The following is a 25,150-nucleotide window of genomic DNA, read 5'->3' on the forward strand; positions in this document are numbered from 1 at the left end:
ATCCGGAACGGGCGTGACGAATGCCCCCATCGATCCGGCCGCATCGACGTCGGCCGGATCGCGAAGTTTGGGACGGATCACCGGACTTCGCGCCCATCACATCCAGACAAAGCGCGACCTTCAGAGGGGCATGACCCCGGCATTGGTCTGCGGAAACCTCGCGATCATGTCCGCGGGCAGGTTGAGATGGGCCGAGACCATTTGCGGAGGCGTGTGAGTGATCCAGTCGGACAGGGAGAAGTCTTGGTATTCGGCGGTCCTGAACACCTCCAGGAACACCAGATCGTCCGCGCCGACGTTCTTAATGTAATGACCCAGATTCCGCTTGATGTAGCCGATGTCACCGGGATTGAAGTTCGTGGTGACCGCCTTCGGTCCCGTCTGGAACACCGTCATCTGACCGGTGCCCTTGATATAATACTGCCACTCGTCCGCGTTCGGATGCCAGTGCATCTCGCGCATTCCACCCGGCTTCACGGTCACGAGTGCGGCGGCTACGGTCGTCGACACCTTGAAATTATGGCTGTCGGCGATTTGAACTTTGCCGCCTTTGGTTTCCTTCGTGATCGGCCCACGCGTCAACGAGAAGACGAAGGGGTTGGGCGGCGGACCCGCCGGGCTCGCAACCGCAGCCTGGTCGGCTGCGAGCGAGCCTGGGAGCTGGCTTTGGAAGATGTAGGTATCGTTCAGGGGAATATTCTTGAACGCCTCTGCCGGCACGCCGAAGTTGAGCGATAGAATTTCGGGAGGCGTGTGCGCCATCCACTCGTTCAGGAGAAGCGTATCGTACTCGGACTGGTGCCCCTCGTCGAAGCAGAGGACGAACTGTGCCCCATCCGGCTCCAATCCTTGGAGCGAATGCGGATAGCCGGCCGGGAAGTACCAAAGGTCTCCCTCCTTGACGTCGGCCACGTAGGCTCTGCCTTGGGGATCGAGCACCGTGATGCGGCAGTTGCCATAGGTCATGAACGCCCACTCGGCTGCCTGGTGCCAATGCATCTCCCGGATGCCGCCTGCGGCCAGACGCATGTCGACGCCGGCGATGGTCGTCGAGATCGGGAAGCTTTCCTGCGTGACCTGCCGGGCCCAGCCACCATTATGGATGCGCCGCTGGGCGTTGTTGAACGAGGCCCAGAACTGGGGGAGAGCCCCGACATCGGTTGCGGGTGGTGAGACGGAGGTCGGGAATTGTCCTGACAGTATTGGGTTCTGCGGGCCGGGGATCGTCAGGCCGCGCGGATTGTCCTGCGTGTTGATCGCGCCCTGGGGAGGTTCGTCCGGATTTCCGAACGTGGCGGCCGAGCTCGCGGACATGGCGGCCGCCATACCGGAGACTGTACTCGCGAGCAGAACAAGTCGCCTCGTGATGTCGTCCATTGTCAGTCCCCCTTCATCTCAACAAACCGCGAAACCTCTGAGCGAATTGTCTGGTTCCGCAACGCGCCATGAGGAATTCTTGCTTGGCCGATGCTCAATGTTGAATTGCAGCCATCGGAATGATCAGCGATGCAATGCTAATCTGGTTGTCGGTGGCTTTGAATTCATACGCAGGTATTTATTATATACCTTCGTATAGTAGGCACTTTGCGATGCGCGCTCGATGTCTGAGTGCGTCCGGGGCGATTCGCGCGCCGGCTCGTCTTCAGGAGCCCGGCGCATGAAGCGCTCTTACCATTGGGCCATTGCCGCCCTGATCGCGGCGTTGCCCCTCGCCCCTCGACATGCGGTTGCGGACGAGCAGATCGCGACGATCAGGCCGTCCCATGGGTTCGTATTCCGCGTGCTCGTGGACACGCCCGATAAGCCGCGCGGCGCAATCGTCATGCTACCCGGCGGCGACGGCGACGTTGGCATCGCGCGCGACGGCGGCCTGAGGCACGGCAACAACTTCGTCGTTCGGACGCGGGCCTTATGGCTGGCACGGGGATACGTCGTTCTGATCCCCGACACGATGTCCCACGCGTCGCTTCGTGGTGCTCGAAGCACCCTTTCCTACGGGTTGTTTGTAGCGGATCTGGTGAGGCTGGCTCACGCGCAATCCCCGGGCCCGGTCTTTCTCCTCGGGACCAGCCAGGGTTCCATTGCCGCGATGAACGGCGCGAGCCGCCTGGGTCCGGATCAGATCGCCGGCGTCATAATGACGGAGTCCGTATCCCGCATGGGTAAATCCGGAGAGACCGTGTTCGATGCCTCGCCTGACCGCGTGCATGTCCCCGCGTTGATCGTTGCCAATGAACGCGATGCCTGCGCGGTGAGCCCCCCTGCGGACGCTGACCTGATCGCTTCCGCTCTCTCTGCTTCGCCGGCGGTGACGGTGCTCCATGTCAGGGGCGGCGCTTCATGCGCTAGACCGTGCGGCTCCCTCTCGCCGCATGGATACCTCGGAATGGAATCCGATCTAGTCGCAGACATCGTGGGATGGATGGAGACTGCCACCCGCCGGTGACCGGATCGACGTCCGCTGAAAGCCCCCCCTTGTCGCCGGTCTTTGCTCGCGGTCGCACCGCCATCGCGTGGATGGTCTTCCGTCTCGAGCCGTTCAGGGCGATCACCGCACGATATGACCGGCTCGTCTGCCACCATCGCACTCGCGTTTGCCTCGCATCTGCCGTCACCCCCGACCTTCGGCGACTCTTGGGCATAACGGAAGCCTGACGCGCTGCGAGTCGCATCCGCCAAAGAATGCAATTCGTGGCGGAAATTTCGGCGAGCGCTATCATTCGTCATCCTAAACTTAGGTATGAAAATCGATATCATTGGATGATCGCCGCGCCATAAGGTGTGTATTCCAGTATTTGTCGCGGGTTGATATTTCATGTTCATCGCAGAAACGCAGTTTCGTCTCCATCCTGCGAACAGGAGATTATCATGACCAAGAAATTACTCACCACTCTCGCACTCGTCTTCGGCATGGCTTCTCCCGCCTTCGCAGACGGGGCCCGGACCATCCATGTCTGGGGTGCCAACGTCGAAAGCCCGGACCAGTCTTCGCGGCAGGACATGGCTCCCGCCGACGGCGCTCACCAGAATGGCCCGTCGCTTCGCTGGGCGAACATGCGCGCCGCCGCCCGGATTCCGGCAACGACCTCGGATCTTCCTCTCTACGCAGGCGACGAAGACGGCGGCAACGCGAGGGACCCTGCTCTGCCCTCCGACGAGCGCGGTAGGGGCCAGGAGACCGGCGGTCCTGCCCGAGAGCTGATCCCGAATTGACCTGTTGCCCAATCGTGGAGCACCGATCTTATCCAAGCTCTGTGCTCTACGAACATTGTTGGCGAGGTCTGCATCTTACCGCTGTTGAACTAGTAGGGTTAAAGTTAGGCGTCAGCCCGCAATTTCTCGCGTACATACCGGCGACGCGACTGGTTCGGGCGTTCAGCGCAGTGGACCCATCCTGTTCAATCTAGAACGTCGACGTCCCATCGACCTGCTGCCAGACCGTTCGGCTTCGAAGTTGCTGGCACGGCTCCGGCGTGACTCATACCCTGCGCCGCAATGCGGTGGCTTTGACCGGCCTCACTGTGCGTCCGGTCGCCGTCCCTCACCGTAACTCTGGAGGCTATGCCATGATCGACCGTCGTAAGTTCTCGACCCTGCTCGCCGCAGCGGCTGTGACATCCGCTGCCCCCGGCGCCGCTCGCGCGCAGGAGCGTCCGGTCGCCAAGAACGTGCTGCTGGTGCACGGGCTATTCGCCGACGGGTCGTGCTGGGCCGAGGTCATCGCACGCCTACAGGCCGCAGGTCTTAACGCCACGGCGGTCCAGAACCCTCTCACGACCTTGGAGGACGCCGTTGCGTCGGCGAAACGCGTCCTCGCACGGCAGGACGGCCCAACCGTACTAGTCGGCCACTCGTTTTCTGGAATGATCGTCACCGAGCTCGGCGTCGATCCGAAAGTCTCCGCCTTGGTCTACGTCGCCGCGCGGGCACCCGACGCCGGAGAGGACTACGCCGCGTTGGCCAAAACCTATCCAACGTCCCCAGCTAGTGCCGGCATCGTCTTCGATGGCGACGAGGGACGACTCGGCGAGGAAGCCTTCCTGCGCGACTTCGCCGGCGACCTGCCGGAAGCCCGGGCAAGGGTTCTCTATGCCGTCCAGCAGCCTTTCCAGAAGGCCCTGCTGACCGGCAGGACGACCGTCGCGGCTTGGCGGACGAAGCCCAGCTACTACGCCGTCTCGACAGAGGACCGGACGATCAATCCAGACTTGGAGCGATACATGGCCAAGCGTATGGGCGCAAAGACCATCGAAGTGAAGGCCAGTCACCTCGCCCTGATATCGCAGCCCGTCCGTATCGCCGATTTAATCGTGGAAGCCACGGGAAGAGCTTGAGAGCCTGTCCGATAATGTCCGGCAAGGGTTGAGCGGCCGGGATGGCGGTATTTCCAGACGGGTGCTGAAGCCTGACCTGGAAGTGGCATGTGGACCCCGACCACTCGCCGGCTCGGAGGAAATCGGAGCGGCATCGCTGGTGCCAGGCACCTTGCACGACCGGCCAGTGCAGCGGTGAGGGGCATCAAGGCAGGCGGGCAGTTTGCGATCTAGCTCCGGTGATCTAGGGCCTCCTGGCATCAGTTATGTCGAGCCGAGCGGTTGCTCGGGGACTAATCCGCCGTGAAATCCCGATCACACAAGGGAAATTAGTGTGGCGCGGCTCCCAGATCGCATCCACGCTCGCCCGAATATTGGCCTGAACTAAAGCTTGCACATGACACGAGACACTATCACCTTCGAGACGAGCATCGTCTACGTACTTACGACCCCCTCAATGCCCGGCCTCGTAAAGATTGGCTGGACCTCACGAACCGCTCAAGCACGCGCTGCAGAGCTTCATACAACGGGCGTCCCTGAGCCCTTTGAGATTGAAGTCGCCTATCGCGTGCCTAATGGCTCTACGGTCGAGCGAGCCCTTCATGAAGTCTTCAAGCCTTACAGGCGACGCGAGGACAGGGAGTTCTTCGAAATCGAGCCTTACCAAGTCGAAGCCATATTGCACCTGCTTGGCACCGAAGCGGGTGCTGAGGACGTTACTGTAGAGGTGGATGACAATCCTGGGCTGATCCCAAACGAGATCATCCAGCGGCGCTCAAGGCGCCCACGCGCTGATTTCCTGCGGATGGGCATCCCAGTAGGCGATGAAATAACTTGTGTGCGGTACGGGGCAGTTGCCCGGATTGCAGGACGCCGCACGGTGATATTCGAGGGTAAAGAAGTTTCCCTGTCTGCCGCTTCTGCCCAAATTATGCCACATGCAATGGCTCATAACTTCTATCGATAATTGCAATACCAAGACCAAACACTATTTTACTTTTACGAACGCACCTAGAAATTGAGATAAATCAGTTTTTTGATTCCAATGACAGCTTTCGAACGTGTGCTTGAATTTTATTTCACCCATTTTTACTTTACTTTGTGGTCGAAAAGCTGGTAAAACCATCTTGAAACACGATGGTTTAACAATGCATTTTCATTAGATCTTGAGTATTATGCCCGCAGTGGACCGGCCTGGACCTTTCCGCAATCGTCAAACTTGTCTAACAGCGCGCCCGAACAGCCCGCGGCCCGATTGCATGTCCCGTCGCCCCGCGGCACCTGCCCCGGGGCGTTTCTGTCTCCGGGCCTGAACGGCCCTTCTCTCCAACCACCTAACCGCCGCGCCGACCTTTACCCTGCTGCCTTTCGGTACGCGGGCTCGTCGTCGTGCTCGCTTTTCCAAGGAAATTCCCATCATGACGACGAACAAGCCTGCCTTTCAGGTGGCGGGACTGACCATACTCGAACAGGCTCCGACCTCTCTCGGAGCCAACCCGCGCAACGCCCGCACCCATTCAAAGACCCGCCCGCTCTACGGAGAGCAGAAGAACCTCATCGTGTGGAGCAAGACCAACCCGAGGCAGGGGTCCTTGTACCGCTCGCAGCACGAGCTAATCGCGCTCTACAAGGTCGGCACGGCCAGCCACACCAACAACGTCGAGCTCGGCCGGCACGGGCGCAACCGCTCGAACGTGTGGACCTATTAGGGGGTCAATACCTTCAAGGGCGCAGGCGATCTGGCGCTGCATCCGACGGTGAAGCCGGTGGCCCTGGTCGTCGATGCGATCAAGGACGTCACGCGTCGTGGCGCAATCATCCTCGATCCGTTCTCGGGCAGCGGCACGACCCTCCTGGCGGCGGAGAAGACGGGGAGGGCGGCTCGGGTGCTGGAGCTCGACCCGGTCTATGTCGATGTCGCCGTTCGGCGCTAGCAGGCGTTCACGGGCCGTGACGCCATCCTCGACGGTACCGACGAGACCTGGGACGGGGTTCGATCGGCCCGTACCGCCCTTGCACTGATCGAGGAGGCTGCGTGATGGCTGACGCTGCGAACACCACGATGACCAACCTGACCGTCGTTGATTGCCACACGCAAGAGGCGCTCTCGCTCACACCGAGAGCCAACTTCCGTGCTTTCCAAGTGACCGAGACGCTCAACGCCTTGGTTCGGCTGCAAGGTTGAGCAAAAAGCCTACGGGTGGATAGTGGACCGGAGTTCGCCGGCCGCATGCTCGACCAGCAGGCTTACCTGAACGGGGTCGAGATCGAATTGATCGCCCTGCGCCCGCCTTCGGCGCTCCCGGCCAGGAAAGCCGACCGACAAAGCCTATGTCGTATCGTTCAACGGCCACTGGTGCGCGGAATGCGTGAACGCCTCGTGGTTCCAGTCGCCGGCCGAAGCCCGCGAGCGCATCGAGGAATGGAAGTCCCGCTACAACGGAGATAGACCCCACACGGCCCTGGGTGGCTTAAAGCCCCGAGCATTCGCCGACCAAGCTGTCATAGCCCGAAACTTTCATAGGACGTGGACCATAAACAGAGTCGAATCCATCCTACCGGCGATGCACTAACGTCGAAGCTGGGCCACCGAATTGGGGCGGCTCATGGGGAACAGGCCATGTCTCATGCTGCTGCCTGCTTTCTCGAGACGTAGGCGAACTGGAGAGCATCTGACGCTGAAAGTGGTTTGCTCATCAGGTAGCCCTGAGCATGTGTACAGCCTTCCCGACGAACATGGGCAAGCTGTATCTCGTCCTCGATACCCTCCGCGGTGATGCTCGCGCCAAGCCGTTCAGCCAGACCTACGATGGCGCGTACGATTGCAGCCGTATCGGGATCGCCGATTTCACTGATGAACGATCGGTCGATTTTGATCTTGTCGAATGGGAAACGCCGAAGGTAGTTTAACGACGAGAAGCCGGTGCCGAAATCGTCGAGGGCTATATGCACTCCAAGCCCATGTAGCCGATGCAGGCAACTGATCGCGCTCTCTGCGTCACCCATCAGCACACTCTCGGTGATCTCTAGTTCGAGACGATGCGGCGGGAGACCGGATGCCGATAGCGCCGCCACAACGGCATGTTCCAAACCCGGCTCGGCGAATTGCAAAGCGGAGACGTTCACAGCGACCATAAGGTCGCCCGGCCATTTCGCAGCTTCATGACAAGCTTCTTTCAGCGCCCAGGCACCTAGCTGTACGATCAAGCCAATCTCTTCAGCCAACGGAATAAATTCGGCAGGCGGCACGAAGCCTCGATCGGGCGTCCGCCAGCGCATAAGCGCTTCAAAGCCGCTGGTCGCATTGGTTTCAAGGTTCAAAGTCGGCTGATAAAACAACTCAAACTCACCCAATCGAACGGCTTCGCGCACATCCATTTCGAGGGCATTGCGCGCTGCCATCGCCACGTCCATCTCAGGTTCGTAGTAGCGGTATGTGCTTCGCCCGGCGGCCTTCGCGCGGTAAAGCGCGATGTCAGCATTCTTGAGTAACTGCTCTGGATCGCCGCCGTCTTGTGGTCCGACCGCAATGCCAATGCTGATACCGACGCTGACTGTGCGGCCATCGAGATCGAAGGGCAGCTTCACCGCATCTATCACGTGCTGCGCCGTGGTACTGGCATTTTGCGGGCGGTCGAGGCCTCTCAGTACGATCGCGAACTCGTCGCCGCCAAGTCTAGCAACAGTATCTCCCTCGCGGATGGCCGCCTGTAGTCTCTCGGCAACCTTTCGGAGGAGGCTGTCACCTGCCGGATGACCCATACTATCGTTCACCGACTTGAATCGATCGAGATCGCAGGCCAGCACCGCGAAGACATGCCCGCGTCGTTCGGCGCTCACCATTTCGCGGTCAAGGCGATCGCGAAACAAGGTGCGGTTGGGCAATCCGGTAAGCGCATCGTGCAATGCCAAATACTCGATCTGCAGTTCGGCCCGCTTGCGCGCTGCGATATCGATATGTATGCCAACGATTCGCTGCGGCTCCCCTGCTGGATTGCGCGTAACAATCTTGCCGCGTGACAAAAACCAGGTGTAGGCACCGCTCTTGGTGCGCATGCGTTGCTCGCATTCGTAGACCGCGCTTCTACTTTCGATATGATCTCTCAGTGACCTGCGAGACTTTTCCACGTCATCAGGGTGGGTGAGTTGCATCCAAGAGCGCGCATGGCCCTCGATCTCTCCCGGATCGTAGCCGAGCATGGTCTGCCAACGATCTGAGAACCAAACCTTTCCCGTTGTGAAGTCCCAATCCCAGAGACCGTCGCTACCACTATCGAGCGCCAGCGCTAGGCGTTCTTCACTGATCCGCAAAGCCGTTTCTGCCAACATTCGGTCGCTGACATCTCGCAGTGAGGCTACATAGCCGGTCGGATCGGCATTATCTCCTGATCGGGTGACCTTAAAGGACGCTTCGATCCACACCCAGCGCCCGTCCTTGTGACGATAACGCTGCCTCGTTATCGCACCGTCGATCCGACCCTGGATCAGGTCGGTAAGCACCCGCTGATAGGCTGGACGATCATCGGGGTGGACGGTGTCGAGAGGCTGAGTTCCAATCAGTTCGTCAGGACTAACACCGAAAACTTGAAAGGAGGCAGGCGACACATATCGGCGAGTTGTGTCTAGATCAGACCGGATGATCACGTCGGTCGTGTTCTCTGCGAGCAGCCGATAGGCGGCCTCGCTGGTACGCAATGCCCGATTGGCTCGGCGCATCCGGTCGGCAAATAGTGCGAGCACGGCAAAGCCTAGGATCATTAGCATGAGCGCGGCAATGCCGGTGGCGAGTGCGAGGCGGGGCAAGCCCGTTTCCAAATTGGGTCTTTCCCCATCAGGGGTGATCACAATCGCGCCCATCGCGGTAAAATGTAGCCCCGCAATCGCGGCAGTCAGAAGCGTTGCGGCCACAGCGTTAGGGTACTTCAATTCCCGATGTCTGAAGGCTACGAAAGCGGCGGCGGAAAGAAGACAACCTATCATTACCGAGGCGACCACAAGACTTCGGTCCCAGGCAAACGCCCCAGGAAACTGAATGCTCGCCATGCCGACATAATGCATGGTTGCTACGCCCAGCCCAAGAATAATCCCGGCGACTGCTGCCATGGTTGAATTGACAGCCCAACGTGCGAAGCTCAGTGCGATCACTGACGCCAGTATCGCTGCTATCAAAGACAACAACGTAAGGCGGGTATCGTAACCGACGACGACTCCAGGGTCATAACCGAGCATGCCGATGAAGTGCGTGCTCCATACTCCGGCTCCGGCAGAAAAGCTCGCTGCCAACAGCCACGCCCAAGGTTCCAGCTCCTGGCTTTTAAACGATTGGCGGGAAAGGCGAAGGGCGGTGTGACTTGACACCCAGCATACCATAGCGGCAAGCGGCAAGACCCAGCCGTCATGCTGCTCAGTTAGGCAGACAAGGGCGCGATACATTAACGAATACCTTGTGTCTTTATGTCCCTTACGTTGCCGTCAGGGAGTTTAACAAATCTGAATCTTCTTTCGGAAAAGTTGATGAGAGTCAGAGTTGTACAACGGACGGCTGTTTTTTTGGAACTCGTATTTCAGCTCTCGTACACGTTGACATTCAGCCGACCATTGCTTCCGGAAGGACCAGTTTGGCAATCCCCGCGGCCGGCCCCGAGGCGGCTCTGCGCTACTCGGCCGACGCGATCTTCTGGACGCGCTCACCCAGGAAGTACGATAGCAGATTGCAGTCACCAAGGATGGCCGCACGCTCCGGACAACCCAGATCGAGGCGCTTGCCCGGCACTCACCCGGAAGGCCATGCAGGGCGACATGAAGGCCGCCAAGCTTCTCTTCGATACCATCAAGGCTCTGGACCCGAAGACGGAGCCCGACGGCATGTCCCATGAGGAATGGCTGGACGTCCTGGACGATCAACCAAAGTATCCGCCCAGCATCGAGGTTCGGTTCGTCAGCCCAAGCGACGTCTCGTCGGAGCCCGTAGGTACCTGAGCGTCCTGTCCCGATCCGCAAAACTGCATGCAGCCGGGGAGCCTCACAGCTCTCCGGCTTTTTTCCGTTTGCCCCCGTGCCGATCCTTGTTCGGGCCGATCGGATTGCCTGTTTCGACGAAACGCATCCCTGTTCAACTGGGACCAACTCCCTGTTCCGCAGCACACGGAATTGCCATTTAAGTCATTGCATTCGCTGCGGTATTGCTGGTCAAAACCGAGATTAGGAGCTGCATCACCCCGTTTTCCCTGTTGTTTTCCCTGTTAGCAGGGAAACGGCGCCAGAGAATGGTTTGGACTGGTCGCGTGCCCCACCATACTTTGCCCTCTGTAGTCTCGTCCCTAGAGCCGTTCCCATTCATGTTGGGTCGAAGGCATCGTATCCGGCGGCAGCGACGTAGTTTCGGCATTCGCGAGGATGGAAGGCTTTGAAGGCGTTTCGGATCGCGCGCCGTAGGTCTGGGACTGTGCGCGCGGCGGCCGTTCGCAGGAGCGCTTTCAGCTTGGCAAAGGCTTGCTCAATCGGATTGAAGTCCGGGCTGTAGGCCGGGAGATAGAGGAGGCGGGCACCCGCCGCCTCGATGGTCTCCCTCACCCCAGCCACCTTGTGGACGCTCAGGTTGTCGAGGATGACCGTGTCGCCACGCTTCAGCACGGGGACCAGCGTGTCGGAGACGTAAGTCAGGAAGCGCTCGCCGCTCGTCGCTCCGTCGAACAAGGTGGTGGCGACGAGGCCGCTCGTGCGTAGGGCGGCGGTGACGGTGATGGTCTTGTAGTGCCCGTGCGGAGCGGAGATGCGGCAGCGCTCGCCCCGTAGGGATCGGCCATAGGGCCTCACCATGTTGGTGGCGGCTGCCGTCTCGTCGATGAAGACGAGGCTGTCCGGATCGAGATCGAGCTGGCCGTCGAGCCACGCGGTCCGGGCCGCCCTCACGTTCTCGCGCTGTTGCTCGTCTGCGTGAAGAGCCCCTTTTTACGGGTGATGCCGTGGCGACCGAAGAACCGCCACAACCCGCTCGTGCTGGTTCGGACACCCCGCTCGGCCAGCGTGTCGCGCAACTCCCGGAGGAAGATCTGCGGATGCGCGCGGCAGATCTCCAGGATCGTCTCGGCATGGGCTTCGATGGCAGGCGGGGACCCGTCGCCGCCCGCGGGCTTGGGCGCGATCTCGCCCTCGTCGCGGAAGCGCGCGTGCCAACGGATCGCGCTGGCCTTCCCGACACCGAAGCGCTCGGCCGCCTGCCGCCGCGACGATCCCGCTTCAACCGCTTCGATGACACGCTCGCGCAGATCCACTGACAGAGCTGACGGCATGGTGCTCTCCTTCGAAAGCAAACCATCGAATCAGAATGCGCCCGTCACCGCTACCCCCGACTCAATCCAGAAGGGAACGGCTCTAGAGGCTGTTACGAACCGGGTGCCAGTTGAGCGGCCTGTTTGAGCATGAGGGAGACGAAGGCGACGATGTGGAGATCGGCGAGTGTGCTGGGATAGCGCTCGTCATTCTTGACGAGGCGGCGGAAGCGCGTCGCCCAGGCGAAGGAACGCTCCACGACCCAGCGGCGCGGCAGCAGGACGAAGCCGCGCTTGGCCTCCGGGAGTTTGACGACTTCCAGTTCGATGCCGTGTTCGCGAGCGGCCTTGGCCGGCTTTTCCCCGATGTAGCCCTGGTCGACTTAAGCCAGATCGACGCTGTCCCCGGTGGCGGCCTGCACGGCTTGCGCCAGATGCCCGACCTGGGCCCGGTCGTCGGCATCGGCGGGGGTGATGTGCAGGGCCAGAAGATGGCCGAGGGTGTCGACGGCCAGATGGACCTTCGAGCCCTTCTTGCGCTTGGCTCCATCGTAGCCGGCCCACTCGCCGCTCTCGGGCGTCGAACGCAAGGTTCGGCTGTCGAGGATGGCCGTGCTCGGCTGAAGCGAACGCCCGGAAGCCAGGCGCAGCAGCGCCCGCAGATCGTCGGCGAGTTGCTCGAAGCAGCCTGCAGCCAGCCAGCGCTGCGCCTGCTGGTAGACGGCTTCCCAGGGCGGGAGGTCGTGGGGCATCCACCGCCAGGGTGCCCCCGTCTTCACCACGTAGCGCAGTCCGTTGAACGCCTCGCGAAGCGAATGCTCGCACTGCCCCGCATCCTCGCGCAGCAGCGTCAGGTACGGCGCGACCAGCGCCCATTCATCATCGGAAACGTCGGACGGGTAGGCTTGGCGCGAAGAGGTCATGCCTCCTCATCTGGATTCCAGAACGCTCAGGTCTATAATAGCCTCTAGGTCGGCACACCAATACCAATTGCGGGCGGTCAATGAATGGAAGCCACAAATTCGTAATTCATGTGAGTTTCAGATGGTTGTTGCGACATATCTGATTTGTGCTTCTCTTTTTGAAGGAGGGTGAGCGACAAAGTCAGGGATTCGCGACAAAGCGAGCGCGCCTGCTCCAGCCGGTGCTGGAACACCCTCTCTCCCTCGTTGGCCACGCGCTGCTCGTTGACGCTCTCCAGGTCCCGGCAGGCGTTGGATAGAGCCGAAAAACCAAGCATTCCGGCGGAAGTCATAAGGGTATGAGCCTCGAAGCGAAGCTGTTCGCGGTCCTCGATCGAGGCGCTGCTCCCGAGGAAGCTCCCGGCGAGCTCGTCTCCAAGGGCCTCTAGCAGACCGGCCAACCGCTCAGAGCTAATGACGGATGCCGTCTCGTCGTAGATCCGCTGATCCAGGAGACCGGAATGGTTACTCGCATCGGCCGTATCGGATCGTGATGTTCCAACTCCCCATGCCAGCCACTTGTCGATCAGCCGGTAGAGTTCCGCCCGCTTGAACGGCTTGCCGATATGGTCGTCCATCCCAGCCGCGCGGAAGGTCTGGATCTGGTCGGCCAGGACGTTGGCGGTCATGGCGATGATCGGCATCGTCGAGGCGGCGGTGCCGAGGGTTCGGATGCGCCGCGTCGCAGTCATGCCGTTCATGCCGGCCATCTGCACGTCCATCAGGACGATGTCGTAGCGGCTCTGCTCCACCGCCAGAATCGCGGCCTCGCCGTCGGCGACCACGTCGACAGTGTGGCCCCCGACCTCCAGGACGGCGCGCGCGAGTTCCTGGTTGATCACGTTGTCTTCGACAAGGAGCAGGTGGCCAGAGCGCCGTGCTGCCGGTGCATCCGTGGCTAGGGCAATGGTGCGCGCCACCGTGCCGCGCGGCAGCAGGACCGAGAACCAGAACGTCGCGCCGATGCCGGCCTCGGAGAGGACGCCGATCTCGCCGCCCATCAGGTCGACAAGTTGCTTGCAGATGGCCAGACCTAGGCCGGTACCGCCGAAATCACGCTCGATCGAACCATCGACCTGTGAGAAGCGCTTGAACAAGCGTTCCTGCTGGTCGCGCGCGATGCCGATGCCGGTATCGGATACGCTGAAACGTAGGCGCTCGCCGGCATCGGTGGTGCCCCCGTGCTGCACGTTCAAGGTGATGGAGCCCCGATGAGTGAACTTGATGGCGTTGTTTAGGAGGTTGAGCAACACCTGCCGTAGGCGTGACTCGTCGCCCACCAATGCTTTGGGCATTAACGGGTCGATCACGGCCCGGACTTCCAAGCCCTTCTGGTCCGCCGTGCCGCGAACGATCGAAAGGCTGTTGTAGATCAGGGCACGAGGATCGAAGGCTTGCCGGTCGAGCTCGATGGCGCCGGCCTCGACCTTGGAGAAGTCGAGGATGTCGTTGACGATCGTCAGCAGGGACGCGCTTGAAGTGCGCACCAACTCGGCCGGGCGTTGCAGGTCCTGCGGCAGGCGGCCGGAGGTGACCAGCAGGTCGGTGAAGCCGATGATGGCGTTGAGAGGCGTGCGGATCTCGTGGCTCATCGAAGCCAGGAACTCGGTCTTGGCCGCGCTCGCACGTTCGGCGGCGACCTTAGCGTCCGCCAGGGCCTCTCTTTGCACCCGGCGTTCTGACACGTCGCGGAATGTTGCGACGATCGTCGCTTCGTTCGGTTGGGCGTCCGGGATGCGACGGAACACCCCCTCGACCCAGATCCAACCCCGAGTCTTGTGCAGCGACCGGTATTCGCACGTGGCCTCTGCCTGGCTGTCAGCAAGGGGGCGAGTTGCGGTGAACAGGGACTCCAAGTCGTCCGGGTGGACATAATCGCGAAGCCGCATCGCGCCGAGCTCTTTGGGTGTGTAGCCCAAGAGGCGCTCAGAGGCGGGTGAGATGTAGGAGCGCCGGCCGTCATCGTGGCCAAGCATGATCAGTTCGCTGGTGTTCTCGGCCAGCAGGCGGAAGCGGTGCTCGCTTTCCCGAATGCGCTGCTCGGCCTCGACGCGCGGCGTGATGTTTCGGGTTGAAGCGACGCAGCCGACGGGCTGACCCATGCTGTCGTGAATCATCTGGTAGCTGACTTCGACCCAGACATAGGCGCCGTCCTTGCGCCGGTAGCGCTGGCGCATCAGCGCCTGGCTGCGCCGTCCGTCCGTGAGTTCCGCGAGGAGGGCGGCCACCCCATCCCGGTCGTCATGATGGACCATGTCGATGGGCTTCGTCCCGATCAACTCCTCGGGCTCGTAGCCGAGGATGTCTTTGCAGGCCGGTGAGACGTAGCGGCGGGTGGTGTCGAGGTCGACCTGGACGATCATATCGCTGGTGTGGTCGGCAAGCAGCCGGTAGCGCGCCTCGCTCTCGACCACGGCCCGTTCCGTTTGGCGCAGGTCGGTGACGTCCATGACGGTGCCGAACACCGCCGTGGTGGCGCCGACGGCATCCTGTTCGCACAGCCCCCGACTCACGACCTCGCGTAGGTCTCCGTCGCCGGTAATGATGCGGGCCGAGAAGGAGAAGCTCTGCCCGGTCTCCATCGCGTCCGCGACGCAGCGCGCGACCTCGTCCCGATCGTCGGGATGATAGACCGCAATCGCTGTGTCGAGGGAGGGCGGCCCACCCTCGGGCGAGCGGCCATGTATCCGGAACACTTCGTCCGACCAGTACAGGACGCGTCCGGGCACGCTGATGCGCCAGTGCCCGATATGCGCGATCTGGGCGGCGAGGCTGAGCAGGCGGTTGGCCTCATGCGTCTGGCTCACAGCCTGGCGAGCGACGGCTTCTTTCTCGGCCAAGGTCACGTTGGCCAGCGTCAGGGCCGCCCGCTGCTGGCCGCCGCGCTCCAGACCCCGCAGGAGGATGAGGAGGAAGGCCAAAAGCAGGACCGTCACGATGGCGCCTGCGATCCGCGCGCGCAGGCGCTCGTCGGCAAGCGGCGCCATGACCTCGTCGAGGGACTGACCGACGTTGACAATGAGCGGCAGCGACCCGACGGAGCGATAGCCGTAGATGCGGGTAACTTGGTCGTAGGGGCTCTTCATCTGGAACGAGCCCGAGGTGCTCTGCTGGAAGAGGTCGCTGGGCAGGCCGAGGGTACGGGTATTCATCTCGTACATGCCGACGACCTGCGGCGAGCGAGCCCGTATGAATCCGTCCTTGCCGATCAACGCAATGCTGCCCTTGGCCCCAAGGTCGAAGGCTTTGAATTGGCCGGCAAGGTAAGCAGGATCGATCGAAGTGACGATGACGCCCGCAAAGCGTCCGTCCGGATGGTTGAGGCGCCGCGCCGTCTGGATGAGATCGGCGCCGGTGAACCGACCCTTCATCGTCCGGTCGATGTAGAGGCCTTCATCGGGGTTCGCAGAAAGTGCCTGGAAGTACACTCGGTCGCGGACGTTGATGCGTGGCAGCTCGGGCGGCGGTGGCGTGCGCGAGGAGATCAGGTCTCCATGCTCGTCGAACAGCGAGATCTGATGCACGACGTGCTCCAGCGAGGTCGCGCGCTGGAGCCAGGCGTGAAAGTTGAAGGTCTCCGGGTCGCGAAAGTGATCCTCTGCGATGAAGCGCATGACCTGATCAATTCCGACGACGAGGCGCTCGACGTGCTGCTCGACGGCGATCGAAAGGTTCACGACGTCCCGTGCCGCCTGCTCCTGAACCGTCTGTTCGCGCAGACTCAGGTGCAAGGACAGGCCGATCCAAACAACGGCGATCGTCAGCAATCCTGCCGCGAACACGAGGATCTGGAGGGCGTCTGTCGCCGGTCGCGGCTTCGGGAACACGACACCGGATGGCCCCGGATGCAATTGGGTTGACATAGGGCCGTCCGCTTACGAGCCAGTGGGCACCCGTTCGTTCGCAGTCTGATTATGTCAGCCTGGAGGTTCGAGTGTTTTCACTGACTGAATCGTCTGTTGTGGGCGAAAGCCAATCACTTTTGCCGGGTTCATCAGCCAACCCTTAAGTGTTGCAAGAAGGAAACAGACCCGCTCTCAGTGTGGATGTGGCCTGACCATCAGATGCGGTGCATGAAACTGCGGAATCTATAGTTCATGCGCACAACGCATGAGTTCATTCGTCCGTTAGGGCACACCCCAGAGGACTTCCAGAAACTGTCCAAAAATCTGTCCGCTAGGGTTGCCTTCGCCTTGTGAACACGGCCCTTGTGGACATGAAGCCAGCCCTTTCAGACCGTTTTTGACGCTCGCGTCTCCACCGATGAGCAGACCTCCGCGCACCAGGGTCCGCACCGGGAAGCAGGGTTCCGTAGCGGCATTCCCGGCGCATTGGGCACCGAACGATGTGGAGATCGACCTCTCCGATCTGTTCCGGAGAGCCTATCGGGGCGGCACCTTCATCGCGTTCCACGGCTCTTGGATCGATGCGCTCGCGGCCTATGTCCGGGCCATCGGTCACCAGAAGCTCTGAACGTGGCAGAGGGGCCGGCGGTGCCGCTGCGCCGGCTTTCCGATGGCTTCGATCGGGAGGGGGTGCGGATGCACACGTCCTCTCGGGCACCATCGGACACTCTTGGGCAACGCGGACGCGACCGCTTTCGTTGATGTCCTGCGAGACCCTTCGGGATCGGTCATCACAGACGCGACGCTTGCGCGTCGCCATGCAAGGACATCCAATGAGCTTACAAGGCCAAGCTATCGCCGATATCTGGGACCAAACCTTCAACAGGGGCGACACCGCCGCGTTGGGAAGACTCTATAGCCGCGACGGCAAGGTGATCCCCGCCGGCGGCACGTCCGTGCAGGGCCCGGAGGGCATCGCCGCCTTCTTCGCCGATCTGCAGTCCAAGGGGTTCAAGGACCATAAGATTACGGTCGAGGACACCACTCAGAAGGGTGAGACCCTCATCCTGACGGGACGCTGGCAGTTGAACGGTCCGGGTGAAAGTGGAGACACGCAGAGCTACGGCGGCAACTGGGTCAACGTCCTGGAACGCCAGGGCGATGATTGGCGCACCTTGCTTCACACCTGGAACTGAACGTTCTCGGAAACCGGTTTGCCGGGCTGCATCTGCGGCCCGGCGCTCGTCACCCGATCGGTTGCTTTTCCGGCCCCACCACGATCGGCGATAGCGGTTGGTGGCCTCGAACAACCACGAAACCGCTTTTCTCTACACTCACTAGACGACCGGTCTAATTTTGGTTATGTTGCCGTCATGAGCGTTGCCCGCGATACCATCGACGTCCGGCAGAACATCCTCGCCGCTGCCCAGCGCATCATGGCGGCGAAGGGCTTCTCGGCCGTCGGGCTCAACGAGATCCTCGTCTCCGCCAGGGTGCCGAAGGGCTCGTTCTACCACTACTTCGGTTCGAAGGAGGCGTTCGGCGAAGCGCTGCTGGCGGGCTACTTTCAAGACTATCTCATGGATCTCGATGCGACCCTTGGAGAGCCCGGCCTCAGCCATGCCGAGCGACTGATGAACTACTGGCGCCGGTGGCAGGAGAGCCAGGGTAACCTCGACTGCCAAGGCAAGTGCCTTGCAATCAAGCTCGCAGCGGAAGTCTCCGATCTGTCTGAGGCCATGCGCCTCGCGCTCAAGACTGGGACGACCGGCATCATCGAACGGTTGTCGCATGCCATCGAGGCTGGCGTCGCCGAGGGGTCAGTCGTGATTGAAGACAAACCGCACGCGACAGCCGAGACGCTCTATCACCTCTGGATGGGCGCGAGCCTGATGGCGAAGATCCTTCGCACGCCGGCACCATTCGACACTGCAACAGCGACCACGCGGCGCATTCTGAGCGTTCCCGCACACTGAAGTTGGTTCCGACAGCAAGGCCCGAACCACGCCGTGGCGAATTTATAGACGACTGGTCTACTGTAAGCGGTCAATCCAGTCGTTGTCACTCACGACCGCACAATGGAAAAGTACCCGACATGAACATCCTGATCGTCCTCACCTCGCACGACGAGCTCGGCAGCACCGGCCGCAAGACCGGATTCTGGCTGGAGGAGTTGGCCGCGCCCTACTACGTGTTCCGGGACGCGGGTGCCGACCTCGTGCTGGCCTCACCCAAGGGAGGCGAGCCGCCGCTCGACCCGAAGAGCAACGAGCCTGGATTCCAGACCGACGCCACACGACGCTTCGAAGCTGATGCGGATGCGAAGGCAGCCCTCGCCAGCACCGTGCGTCTCGACGGGGTCTCGCAGGACGGGTTCGATGCGGTGTTCTATCCCGGTGGTCATGGCCCCTTGTGGGATCTTGCCGAGGATCCGAACTCCCGTCGGCTGATTGAAACGACGGTCAGGGCCGGCAAGCCGATCGCGCTCGTCTGTCACGCCCCAGGCGTGCTGCGACATGTCACGACCGAAGACGGCGCCCCTCTCGTCCGCGATAGGAAGGTGACGGGCTTCACGAATTCGGAGGAAGACGCCGTGCAGCTCACAACCATCGTGCCGTTCCTGGTCGAGGACGAGCTGACGCGTCTCGGCGGTCACTTCAGCAAGATCGCCGACTGGCAACCCTATGTGGTGGAAGACGGTCTCCTGATCACCGGGCAGAACCCAGCATCCTCGGGCCCGGCGGCTCAGGCCCTCCTCGACCGTCTAAAGAAGCGCGCCTGATCCGCGTCTCATCTTCAGTCCAGCGTCGATCCGGAGGTGGAGCCGCGCTCCCACCTTCGAATCTTCGCGGATACCATCCATGATCTCATGAAGATCGCAGTGCCGGCCGTCGGGCGCATCCGCCGAGTAAAGGCCTCTCGACGGCAGGCGACGAGTGGGATTCGATCACGGGACGGCGAAAGCGAAGCCGCCGCATCTCATCGCCGGAACCGTCCCAATCGCGGCAGCAGCGTAGACAGGGCAATCAGCCCACCGGCCGCCGCCATCAGGAACGCGTCGCGCTGGCGGCTGGTGAAGAATTCGGTTCGCGTCGGCAACACGCGATCGGTCCATCGACCGTCGATGGCAGCGGGACCGGCAACCGGCTCATCCAGGTTGCCCGACCGTTCGGGAATGGACCCGCCAAGCTGCACATCCCGCATGTCACTCGCCTTCCGATCGGCATAGCTTGGCGCCACGGCTTGGCCGAGAGCCATCATCAGCGTGCTTCGTCCGACCCAGACTTCGCGGGACGGATGTTCGATCGCATGAACGATGGCATCGGCACAAAGCCGAGGATCGAAGACGGGATCAGGGGCCACCTGTTGGCGCCCGGTATGATTGCGCGACCATCCGAATTGCGGCGTGTTCACCGCAGGGAGGTAGATGACCGACAGGGATACATCGATACGGTCGGCGATCAGTTCGGAGCGCAAGGCATCGGTGAAGCCGGTCACCGCAAATTTGGCACCGCAATAGGCGGCCTGGAGTGGCGCCGCCCGGATGGCGAGGCCCGACGAGACCTGGATGATGGTGCCGCGACCGCGTGGTTTCATGTGGCGCAAGGCGGCGAGGGTGCCGTGGACCTGGCTGAGATAAGTCGTGGCGGTGACGCGGGCGTATTCCGCGGCGCTGATCCGATCCGCGGGAGCCACCACGGTCGACATGGCATTATTCACCCAGGCCGCGATCGGTCCCAGATCCCGTTCGATCCGGTCGGCCGCAGCATCGACGGCAGCGGCATCCGCCACGTCAGCCGAGATCGACAGCACGGCGCCACCGAAGCGGCGCAGAAACGTGACCGCTTCGTCCAGGCGTTCGGGATCACGGGCCAAGATGGCGACGGACCAGCCTTTCCGGGCCAGCGCCTCGGCGGTGGCCAACCCGATGCCGGCGCTTCCTCCCGTCACGACTGCGACTCGTGCCATCGTTGGTTTTCCAGTTCTGATGCCCGGAGGAAGAACGCGTCAGCGTCCAGCGGCTGGATGTGCCGTAAGGTAGCAGGGCCGAACTGGACTCTGGACGTCATGCACTCCGCTACTGGAGTTCGACCTGTCTCTATCGATTTGGCGACCCGGCGCTGGCAGGCGTTCAGGGGGCGCGACGCCATCCGCGAACGCATCGACGCTTGTTCCGCTCAGCGTCTCGCTTGCGGCTGGAAGGCGGTCGTAAACGAAGCGGTCCATGAGGCCGGTTTTGCCATCCGCCGGCACGGTGACAAGGTATCGGAGATCGAGGCTCATCCTCGGCCTTCGGATGCTTCCGAACCAAGGTCTCGGGCTCGTTTCCGACCCGACGATGTCGATTATTCCGCCGCCCGCTCCGAGGTATCCTGACTTCACGAGCGGCTGTGCGCATCTGTCCTGAATGTCGAGACCTGACTGACCTGAGACCGATCCGGAACGGTTTTCGCCCTTGCGTCGTTGCTTTGCTCGATGACGGACGTATCCCCCGTTTTGGTGGATCGTCGGGAATTCCAGTCCATGACCTACGAAACGCCCCATCGCGTGACCCTGGAGACCCGCGATGGCCGTCGCGTGCTCGACGCGCCGAGCGAGCGCGAGGTCGCGTTGATGGCAGAGTCGGTGATGCGTCGCTACGAGGGATCGTCCCTGACGCTCGGTTTCTGCGTCGATTGCGCGGATGCCGGCGCACGCGAGCGTATCGCCTTCTACCTGACGGACCTTGCTATGGAACTCGAATCGGCCTGAAGCGGGTCTATATCTGCCGATCACGAGAACGATGGCTTGCCGCCGTTCTGTACGTCAGAGGATAATCCCTGGTTGTTTCAGGTCGATAGGCCGCCGAATGGACGGGATGCTGCAGTTGTACGGCTCCCTTCAGTCCGCGAAAACATGAACCATAAGCCGGCATTTCGTTTCACTGCTGTTCAGTTTTGAGCGAGTCTAAGGAAGAACCTTCCCTGGAGCCCGCGAGACGCATCAGCATGTCCATCCTCGATCCAGACCCATCTTCGGACACTGGCACGGTCGATATTCCCACCCATGTCCGTCGACACCTGGGTTGCGAGTTACAGGCCTATTTCGCCGTTGCGACGGGTGAGGGGCTTCCGCAGCGCCTTGCCCACCTCGTGGGGCGATTGGAAGCGGTCGTGGCATCGACAGGGATCGGCATTGGCGATGAGTTCCGCGATGCCCTGATCCAGGCGGTACCGGCGCTGAGGGGCTTTGCGTTCTCTCTCATCGGCGATGCGACCAGGGCCGACGACCTCGTGCAGGAGACCCTCGTGAAGGCCTGGGGCAACCGCCAGCGGTTCACGCCGGGCACCAACATGAATGCCTGGCTCTTCACGATCCTGCGCAATCAGTTCTACACCGACATGCGCAAGGCCAAGCGCGAGGTCGAGGACGCCGATGGCGTCCACGCCGGCAAGCTCACGGCGCTCCCCGAACAGGAAGGCGTCGTGAACCTTCAGAAGCTTCAGGAAAAGCTCGAGCAGATCCCGGAAGCGCAGCGTATCGCGCTGCTGATGGTGGGTGCGGAAGGCTATACCTACGAGGAGGCCGCCGAGCGGCTTCACTGCGCGGTGGGCACGGTGAAGAGCCGGGTCAGCCGGGCCCGGGCCTACCTATCCGAGGCACTTGGGCTTGGCGGCATGGACGGCGCAAACGCCGCAGCCTGACCGCGCCGACAAGACGATGACCCTGCACGAGATCGCCTGGCAACCTCGCGTCGGACGTTTCGGCAAGTCCGTCATCCTCGGATGCCTTATCGACCGATTGCCTTCGCGTTCGACGAGAATCGGACGAGGCGGCATGGCCGCACGCGACCCGCGGCTTCGGAGGGTTGAGGAATGCGATCCCGATACGCCTCTCGGCATGATTGACGCCTTACCGCAGGTCCCCCTTGCCATTTGGCCGCTTCCTTCGGAGCGCGTCTCCGCATTGCGTCGTTGGAGGAGCGGTGCCCTTCTCAGACGGCTCGTCGGGTCTGCGCCGCATCGGTAGAGACCGTGCCGAGCGACAGGCGTTCGCCGACCTTGGCCACGGTGGAATCGACCAGGGGAGCAAGGCGCTCGACGGCGTCGGATGTCGGTAGGCGCGCCTCCGACCGGGCTGCATCCTCGATCTCAGCCAGGGCCTTCGCAAGGGCACGGCCGCCGATGTTCAGGCTCATGGAGCGTAGGCTATGCGCCGCGCGGGCGACTTCATCCGCGCTGGTCGCAGCCCGGAGCGCGTCGAGCGCTGCCGGGGCGTGCTCCGCGAAGAGGTCGAGAATACGAGCGGCAAAGCCTGGGCCCGCTCGTTCGGCCATCTCTGCGAGGCCGCCCACCACGTCTTCGTCGAGGAGGCCTGTGTCGAGAGAGGCCGCATCAAGCGTCGGTGCCGTAGACACCTGCTCGTTGCCCCCTCTGCTCTCCTGAGACTCACTTGGCACTGCGTGGTCAGGGATCAGGAAGCGCAGAAGCGTGTCTCCGAGACCGCTCAGAGTGAAAGGTTTCGTCAGGACCCCGTCCATGCCGGCTGCCTGCCACGCCTGCGCTGCCGTGCCCACCACGTGAGCAGTCAGCGCGATGATCGGCAAGCGCGCCGCTCCTCGCGCAGCTTCATCGGCTCGGATTGCCGCGGCCGCCTCGTAGCCGTCGAGGATCGGCATGCTCCCATCCATGAGCACGAGATCGAACGCTTCGACTCGGCAGGCATCGACGGCGCTCTGCCCGTCTTCAGCCATCACGATCGCAGTGATACCGCAACGGGCCAGCGCAGCACGAGCGACCTCGCGATTCACGGCACTGTCATCCGCCACCAGAACCCTTGCGGAGGGGAATTGTGGGAGGGCTGTTCGAACGTTGACCGGGTGCGCATCGAGACACGCGAGATCGGTTCCGCTTGCCAAAGCAGCGAGCGCTCGCGACCATTCCGTTTGAATGAGGGGCCACGTCAAGAGCGCGTCGGCCCAGCCGGCCTCAACGATCGCTGCGCCCGTGGGATCGCCGAATCGAGCCAGCGCCAGGATACGACCAGATGCGCTGGGACGGCGTCCGAGCTCACTGATGGCGGCGGCATCCGCAATCCAGTGGGCACCGTCCGTCCGAGTCCCGGAGGTGACTATAGTAAAGCCTGCCGCCACGAGACCTTCACGCACCGTATCTGCCGTCGCTTCTCCGGAGATCGCGACGACGACGCCTGATGCCACCGCCTGGCCCCGCTGCGGGGCGGCGTGGAACGGTCCGTCGGCAACAGCTTCCAGAGGCAGTTCGGCCCAGAAAGTCGAGCCTTCGTCGATCTGGCTGTCGACCCCGATGCGTCCGCCCATTGCGAGGACCAGCCGGTGAGCGATCGAGAGACCCAGCCCGGTGCCACCGAAGCGCCGCGTCGTCGATTGGTCGGCCTGGGAGAAGGCGGAGAAGATGGTTCCGACTTTATCGGCGGCGATGCCGATGCCCGTGTCCCGAACGCTCAGCCGCAGGGCGCCGCTCGCAAGGCATTCCAGGCGCACGCGCACCGAGCCGGTCAGAGTGAATTTGAGGGCGTTATTGACGAAGTTGCCGAGGATCTGGCCAAGGCGGACAGGGTCGCCCAGAACGCGGAGTGGCACGCCGGGCGCTACGGTCGAGGCGAGATCGAGCCCGCTCTCGCGCGCCTTCTCGGCAAAGAGCGCGACGACGGTATCCACAATCTCGGATGGATCGAGTGACACGTGCTCAAGATCCAGTTTGCCGGACTCGACCTTCGCGAAATCGAGGATGTCGTTGATGATCGCGAGAAGATTCTGGCCCGACCGGTAGATGACGTCGGCGTGGCGCTTCTGGCGTTCCGGCAGGTTCGACTCGGCGAGCAATTCCGCCATGACCAACATGCCGTTCAACGGTGTCCGGATCTCGTGACTCATGGTGGCGAGGAAGCTCGACTTGGCTTGGTTGGCAGCCTCGGCCGCGTCCTTCGCCTCACGCAGATCGGCGGTGCGATCCGCGACCTCGTTCTCCAACTGCTCCATGTGCTGCACCAGACGGGCGTCGCGGTCGCGCAAGGCAACGAGGAGCGCGTTGAACGAGCGGGCCAGAACGCCGACTTCGTCGTCGCGGACGATCCGGGCCGTTTGTGTGTAATCCTGGCTCTCGCCCACCTGATCCATGGTTCTGGCAAGCGATGCGATCGGTCGTGTGATGGCGCGCTGGAGACCGTAGGACAAGCCGATACCAAGGCCGAGCGCCAGGAGCCAGCCGAGTGCGGAGCTTTTGAGCAGGGTGAGAATACGATCCAGAAGATCTGTCGTGTCCGCGACGAGAACCAGGGTGCCGACTTTGTGTCCAGCTTCGAGGATCGGCACCTCCACCTGTGCGGTGCGGCTCAGGAGAAGCAGGAAGGGCGAGACGTCCTTGTCGAGATCGATGTCGCTCGCCAGGCGGATGGCGAGGCCTCGGTCGGTGAGAATCGAACCGTCGAGGCGCTCGATTCCCGCGTAAACCAGATCGGAGCGCCGGCCGATGGCATTGAGGGCGCGCGCCGCCGCTGTGGCATCCCCAGCCTTTACATCCCGCGCGCTCGCAGCGGCGAAGATGTCAGCGATGGTAATCAACGACTCACGCTTGGTCTCTGAGTAGCGGTGCACCTCCTGCCAAATCGAAAGGACCGTCGCTATGGCAAGGGCGAGTGCAATAGACCCGAAGACCGCCAGGGCGAGCCGGGTGGCGAGCGAATGCGCGAACCGCAACCTTGGACGGTGGGATCCCGGGGCGGAAAGGGTCGTCAGGCGC

18 protein-coding genes and 3 pseudogenes are annotated in these 25,150 nt (G+C 62.2%); 14 read left to right on the top strand and 7 right to left on the bottom strand.

What is annotated here, in order from left to right; all coding sequences use genetic code 11:
* Positions 1–120 precede the first annotated feature (120 nt).
* Positions 121–1,377 (bottom strand): cupin domain-containing protein, encoded by a 1,257-nt coding sequence (locus A3OK_RS0103590; RefSeq protein WP_026596897.1) that lies wholly within the window; start codon positions 1,375–1,377, stop codon positions 121–123.
* A 280-nt stretch (positions 1,378–1,657) separates the two neighbouring features.
* Here A3OK_RS0103590 and A3OK_RS0103595 point away from each other — a divergent pair, with 280 nt between their 5' ends.
* The 6 genes and pseudogenes from A3OK_RS0103595 to A3OK_RS23460 form a co-directional block, all read left to right on the top strand.
* The gene (locus tag A3OK_RS0103595) at positions 1,658–2,446 is read left to right on the top strand and encodes a hypothetical protein (RefSeq protein ID WP_019903565.1); all 789 of its coding nucleotides are present in this window, start codon (positions 1,658–1,660) and stop codon (positions 2,444–2,446) included.
* Between the two features lie 422 nt (positions 2,447–2,868).
* On the top strand, positions 2,869–3,213 hold the full coding sequence (locus tag A3OK_RS22300) for a hypothetical protein (protein WP_019903566.1): 345 nt from the start codon (positions 2,869–2,871) through the stop codon (positions 3,211–3,213).
* Positions 3,214–3,566: 353 nt separating this feature from the next.
* Positions 3,567–4,334 (top strand): alpha/beta hydrolase, encoded by a 768-nt coding sequence (locus tag A3OK_RS0103605; RefSeq protein ID WP_019903567.1) that lies wholly within the window; start codon positions 3,567–3,569, stop codon positions 4,332–4,334.
* Positions 4,335–4,710: 376 nt separating this feature from the next.
* Complete coding sequence (locus A3OK_RS23450) at positions 4,711–5,280, top strand: GIY-YIG nuclease family protein (RefSeq protein WP_081631150.1); 570 nt, start codon at positions 4,711–4,713, stop codon at positions 5,278–5,280.
* Between the two features lie 565 nt (positions 5,281–5,845).
* Positions 5,846–6,352: pseudogene (locus A3OK_RS23455) on the top strand (site-specific DNA-methyltransferase); the annotation flags it as partial.
* A gap of 32 nt (positions 6,353–6,384) precedes the next feature.
* A pseudogene (locus A3OK_RS23460) lies at positions 6,385–6,886 on the top strand (integrase core domain-containing protein); the annotation flags it as partial.
* Between the two features lie 52 nt (positions 6,887–6,938).
* Here A3OK_RS23460 and A3OK_RS0103630 read toward each other — a convergent pair.
* On the bottom strand, positions 6,939–9,596 hold the full coding sequence (locus A3OK_RS0103630) for an EAL domain-containing protein (protein ID WP_280791127.1): 2,658 nt from the start codon (positions 9,594–9,596) through the stop codon (positions 6,939–6,941).
* Positions 9,597–10,100: 504 nt separating this feature from the next.
* Here A3OK_RS0103630 and A3OK_RS0103635 point away from each other — a divergent pair.
* Positions 10,101–10,292: a hypothetical protein gene (locus tag A3OK_RS0103635; RefSeq protein WP_019903572.1), complete on the top strand. Its 192-nt coding sequence runs from the start codon at positions 10,101–10,103 to the stop codon at positions 10,290–10,292.
* 357 nt (positions 10,293–10,649) lie between these two features.
* On the opposite strand, the gene A3OK_RS23465 is transcribed toward A3OK_RS0103635, so the two are convergent.
* The 3 genes and pseudogenes from A3OK_RS23465 to A3OK_RS23245 all read right to left on the bottom strand — a co-directional run bounded on the left by A3OK_RS23465 (position 10,650) and on the right by A3OK_RS23245 (position 16,373).
* A protein-coding gene (locus A3OK_RS23465; RefSeq protein WP_155911912.1) for an IS630 family transposase occupies positions 10,650–11,605 on the bottom strand; the annotation gives its coding sequence in 2 pieces (ribosomal slippage) (positions 10,650–11,254 and positions 11,254–11,605; 957 coding nt in all).
* A gap of 92 nt (positions 11,606–11,697) precedes the next feature.
* A pseudogene (locus A3OK_RS0103655) lies at positions 11,698–12,507 on the bottom strand (IS5 family transposase).
* 77 nt (positions 12,508–12,584) lie between these two features.
* Positions 12,585–16,373 carry a PAS domain S-box protein gene (locus A3OK_RS23245; protein ID WP_196805420.1) on the bottom strand — a complete coding sequence of 1,263 codons (3,789 nt, stop codon included), beginning with the start codon at positions 16,371–16,373 and terminating at the stop codon, positions 12,585–12,587.
* A gap of 436 nt (positions 16,374–16,809) precedes the next feature.
* On the opposite strand from A3OK_RS23245, the gene A3OK_RS23470 reads away from it, so the two are divergent.
* The 4 genes from A3OK_RS23470 to A3OK_RS0103680 all read left to right on the top strand — a co-directional run bounded on the left by A3OK_RS23470 (position 16,810) and on the right by A3OK_RS0103680 (position 19,173).
* A complete protein-coding gene (locus A3OK_RS23470; protein ID WP_081631151.1) occupies positions 16,810–17,019 on the top strand; it encodes a hypothetical protein in 210 nt (69 codons plus the stop codon).
* A gap of 205 nt (positions 17,020–17,224) precedes the next feature.
* Positions 17,225–17,587 carry a DUF4440 domain-containing protein gene (locus A3OK_RS0103670; RefSeq protein ID WP_019903576.1) on the top strand — a complete coding sequence of 121 codons (363 nt, stop codon included), beginning with the start codon at positions 17,225–17,227 and terminating at the stop codon, positions 17,585–17,587.
* Between the two features lie 18 nt (positions 17,588–17,605).
* On the top strand, positions 17,606–18,367 hold the full coding sequence (locus tag A3OK_RS0103675) for a TetR/AcrR family transcriptional regulator (RefSeq protein WP_245259302.1): 762 nt from the start codon (positions 17,606–17,608) through the stop codon (positions 18,365–18,367).
* 119 nt (positions 18,368–18,486) lie between these two features.
* Positions 18,487–19,173, top strand: coding sequence for a type 1 glutamine amidotransferase domain-containing protein (locus tag A3OK_RS0103680; protein WP_019903578.1), 687 nt, complete (start codon positions 18,487–18,489; stop codon positions 19,171–19,173).
* A gap of 197 nt (positions 19,174–19,370) precedes the next feature.
* Here A3OK_RS0103680 and A3OK_RS0103685 read toward each other — a convergent pair whose 3' ends face one another.
* Positions 19,371–20,360: an SDR family oxidoreductase gene (locus A3OK_RS0103685; protein WP_019903579.1), complete on the bottom strand. Its 990-nt coding sequence runs from the start codon at positions 20,358–20,360 to the stop codon at positions 19,371–19,373.
* A 555-nt stretch (positions 20,361–20,915) separates the two neighbouring features.
* On the opposite strand from A3OK_RS0103685, the gene A3OK_RS0103690 reads away from it, so the two are divergent.
* Both A3OK_RS0103690 and A3OK_RS0103695 read left to right on the top strand, forming a co-directional pair.
* Positions 20,916–21,143 carry a hypothetical protein gene (locus A3OK_RS0103690; protein ID WP_019903580.1) on the top strand — a complete coding sequence of 76 codons (228 nt, stop codon included), beginning with the start codon at positions 20,916–20,918 and terminating at the stop codon, positions 21,141–21,143.
* A 236-nt stretch (positions 21,144–21,379) separates the two neighbouring features.
* Entirely contained in the window at positions 21,380–22,075 is a 696-nt protein-coding gene (locus A3OK_RS0103695; RefSeq protein WP_026596899.1) for a sigma-70 family RNA polymerase sigma factor, read from the top strand.
* A gap of 290 nt (positions 22,076–22,365) precedes the next feature.
* On the opposite strand, the gene A3OK_RS0103700 is transcribed toward A3OK_RS0103695, so the two are convergent.
* Complete coding sequence (locus A3OK_RS0103700) at positions 22,366–24,723, bottom strand: hybrid sensor histidine kinase/response regulator (RefSeq protein ID WP_245259303.1); 2,358 nt, start codon at positions 24,721–24,723, stop codon at positions 22,366–22,368.
* Here A3OK_RS0103700 and A3OK_RS24500 point away from each other — a divergent pair.
* On the top strand, positions 24,700–24,993 hold the full coding sequence (locus A3OK_RS24500) for a hypothetical protein (protein ID WP_245259304.1): 294 nt from the start codon (positions 24,700–24,702) through the stop codon (positions 24,991–24,993). The genes A3OK_RS0103700 and A3OK_RS24500 overlap by 24 nt on opposite strands.
* Positions 24,994–25,150 lie beyond the last annotated feature (157 nt).

The organism is Methylobacterium sp. 77, assembly GCF_000372825.1.
Classification (GTDB): Bacteria; Pseudomonadota; Alphaproteobacteria; order Rhizobiales; family Beijerinckiaceae; genus Methylobacterium.

Coding starts and splice junctions, on each gene's coding strand:
- A3OK_RS22300 (WP_019903566.1), top strand. CDS start 2,869: ATGACCAAGAAATTACTCACCACTCTCGCACTCGTCTTCGGCATGGCT.
- A3OK_RS0103670 (WP_019903576.1), top strand. CDS start 17,225: ATGAGCTTACAAGGCCAAGCTATCGCCGATATCTGGGACCAAACCTTC.
- A3OK_RS23470 (WP_081631151.1), top strand. CDS start 16,810: ATGAGCAGACCTCCGCGCACCAGGGTCCGCACCGGGAAGCAGGGTTCC.
- A3OK_RS0103690 (WP_019903580.1), top strand. CDS start 20,916: ATGACCTACGAAACGCCCCATCGCGTGACCCTGGAGACCCGCGATGGC.
- A3OK_RS0103590 (WP_026596897.1), bottom strand. CDS start 1,377: ATGGACGACATCACGAGGCGACTTGTTCTGCTCGCGAGTACAGTCTCC.
- A3OK_RS23450 (WP_081631150.1), top strand. CDS start 4,711: ATGACACGAGACACTATCACCTTCGAGACGAGCATCGTCTACGTACTT.
- A3OK_RS0103680 (WP_019903578.1), top strand. CDS start 18,487: ATGAACATCCTGATCGTCCTCACCTCGCACGACGAGCTCGGCAGCACC.
- A3OK_RS0103605 (WP_019903567.1), top strand. CDS start 3,567: ATGATCGACCGTCGTAAGTTCTCGACCCTGCTCGCCGCAGCGGCTGTG.
- A3OK_RS0103635 (WP_019903572.1), top strand. CDS start 10,101: ATGCAGGGCGACATGAAGGCCGCCAAGCTTCTCTTCGATACCATCAAG.
- A3OK_RS0103695 (WP_026596899.1), top strand. CDS start 21,380: ATGTCCATCCTCGATCCAGACCCATCTTCGGACACTGGCACGGTCGAT.
- A3OK_RS0103595 (WP_019903565.1), top strand. CDS start 1,658: ATGAAGCGCTCTTACCATTGGGCCATTGCCGCCCTGATCGCGGCGTTG.
- A3OK_RS0103685 (WP_019903579.1), bottom strand. CDS start 20,360: ATGGCACGAGTCGCAGTCGTGACGGGAGGAAGCGCCGGCATCGGGTTG.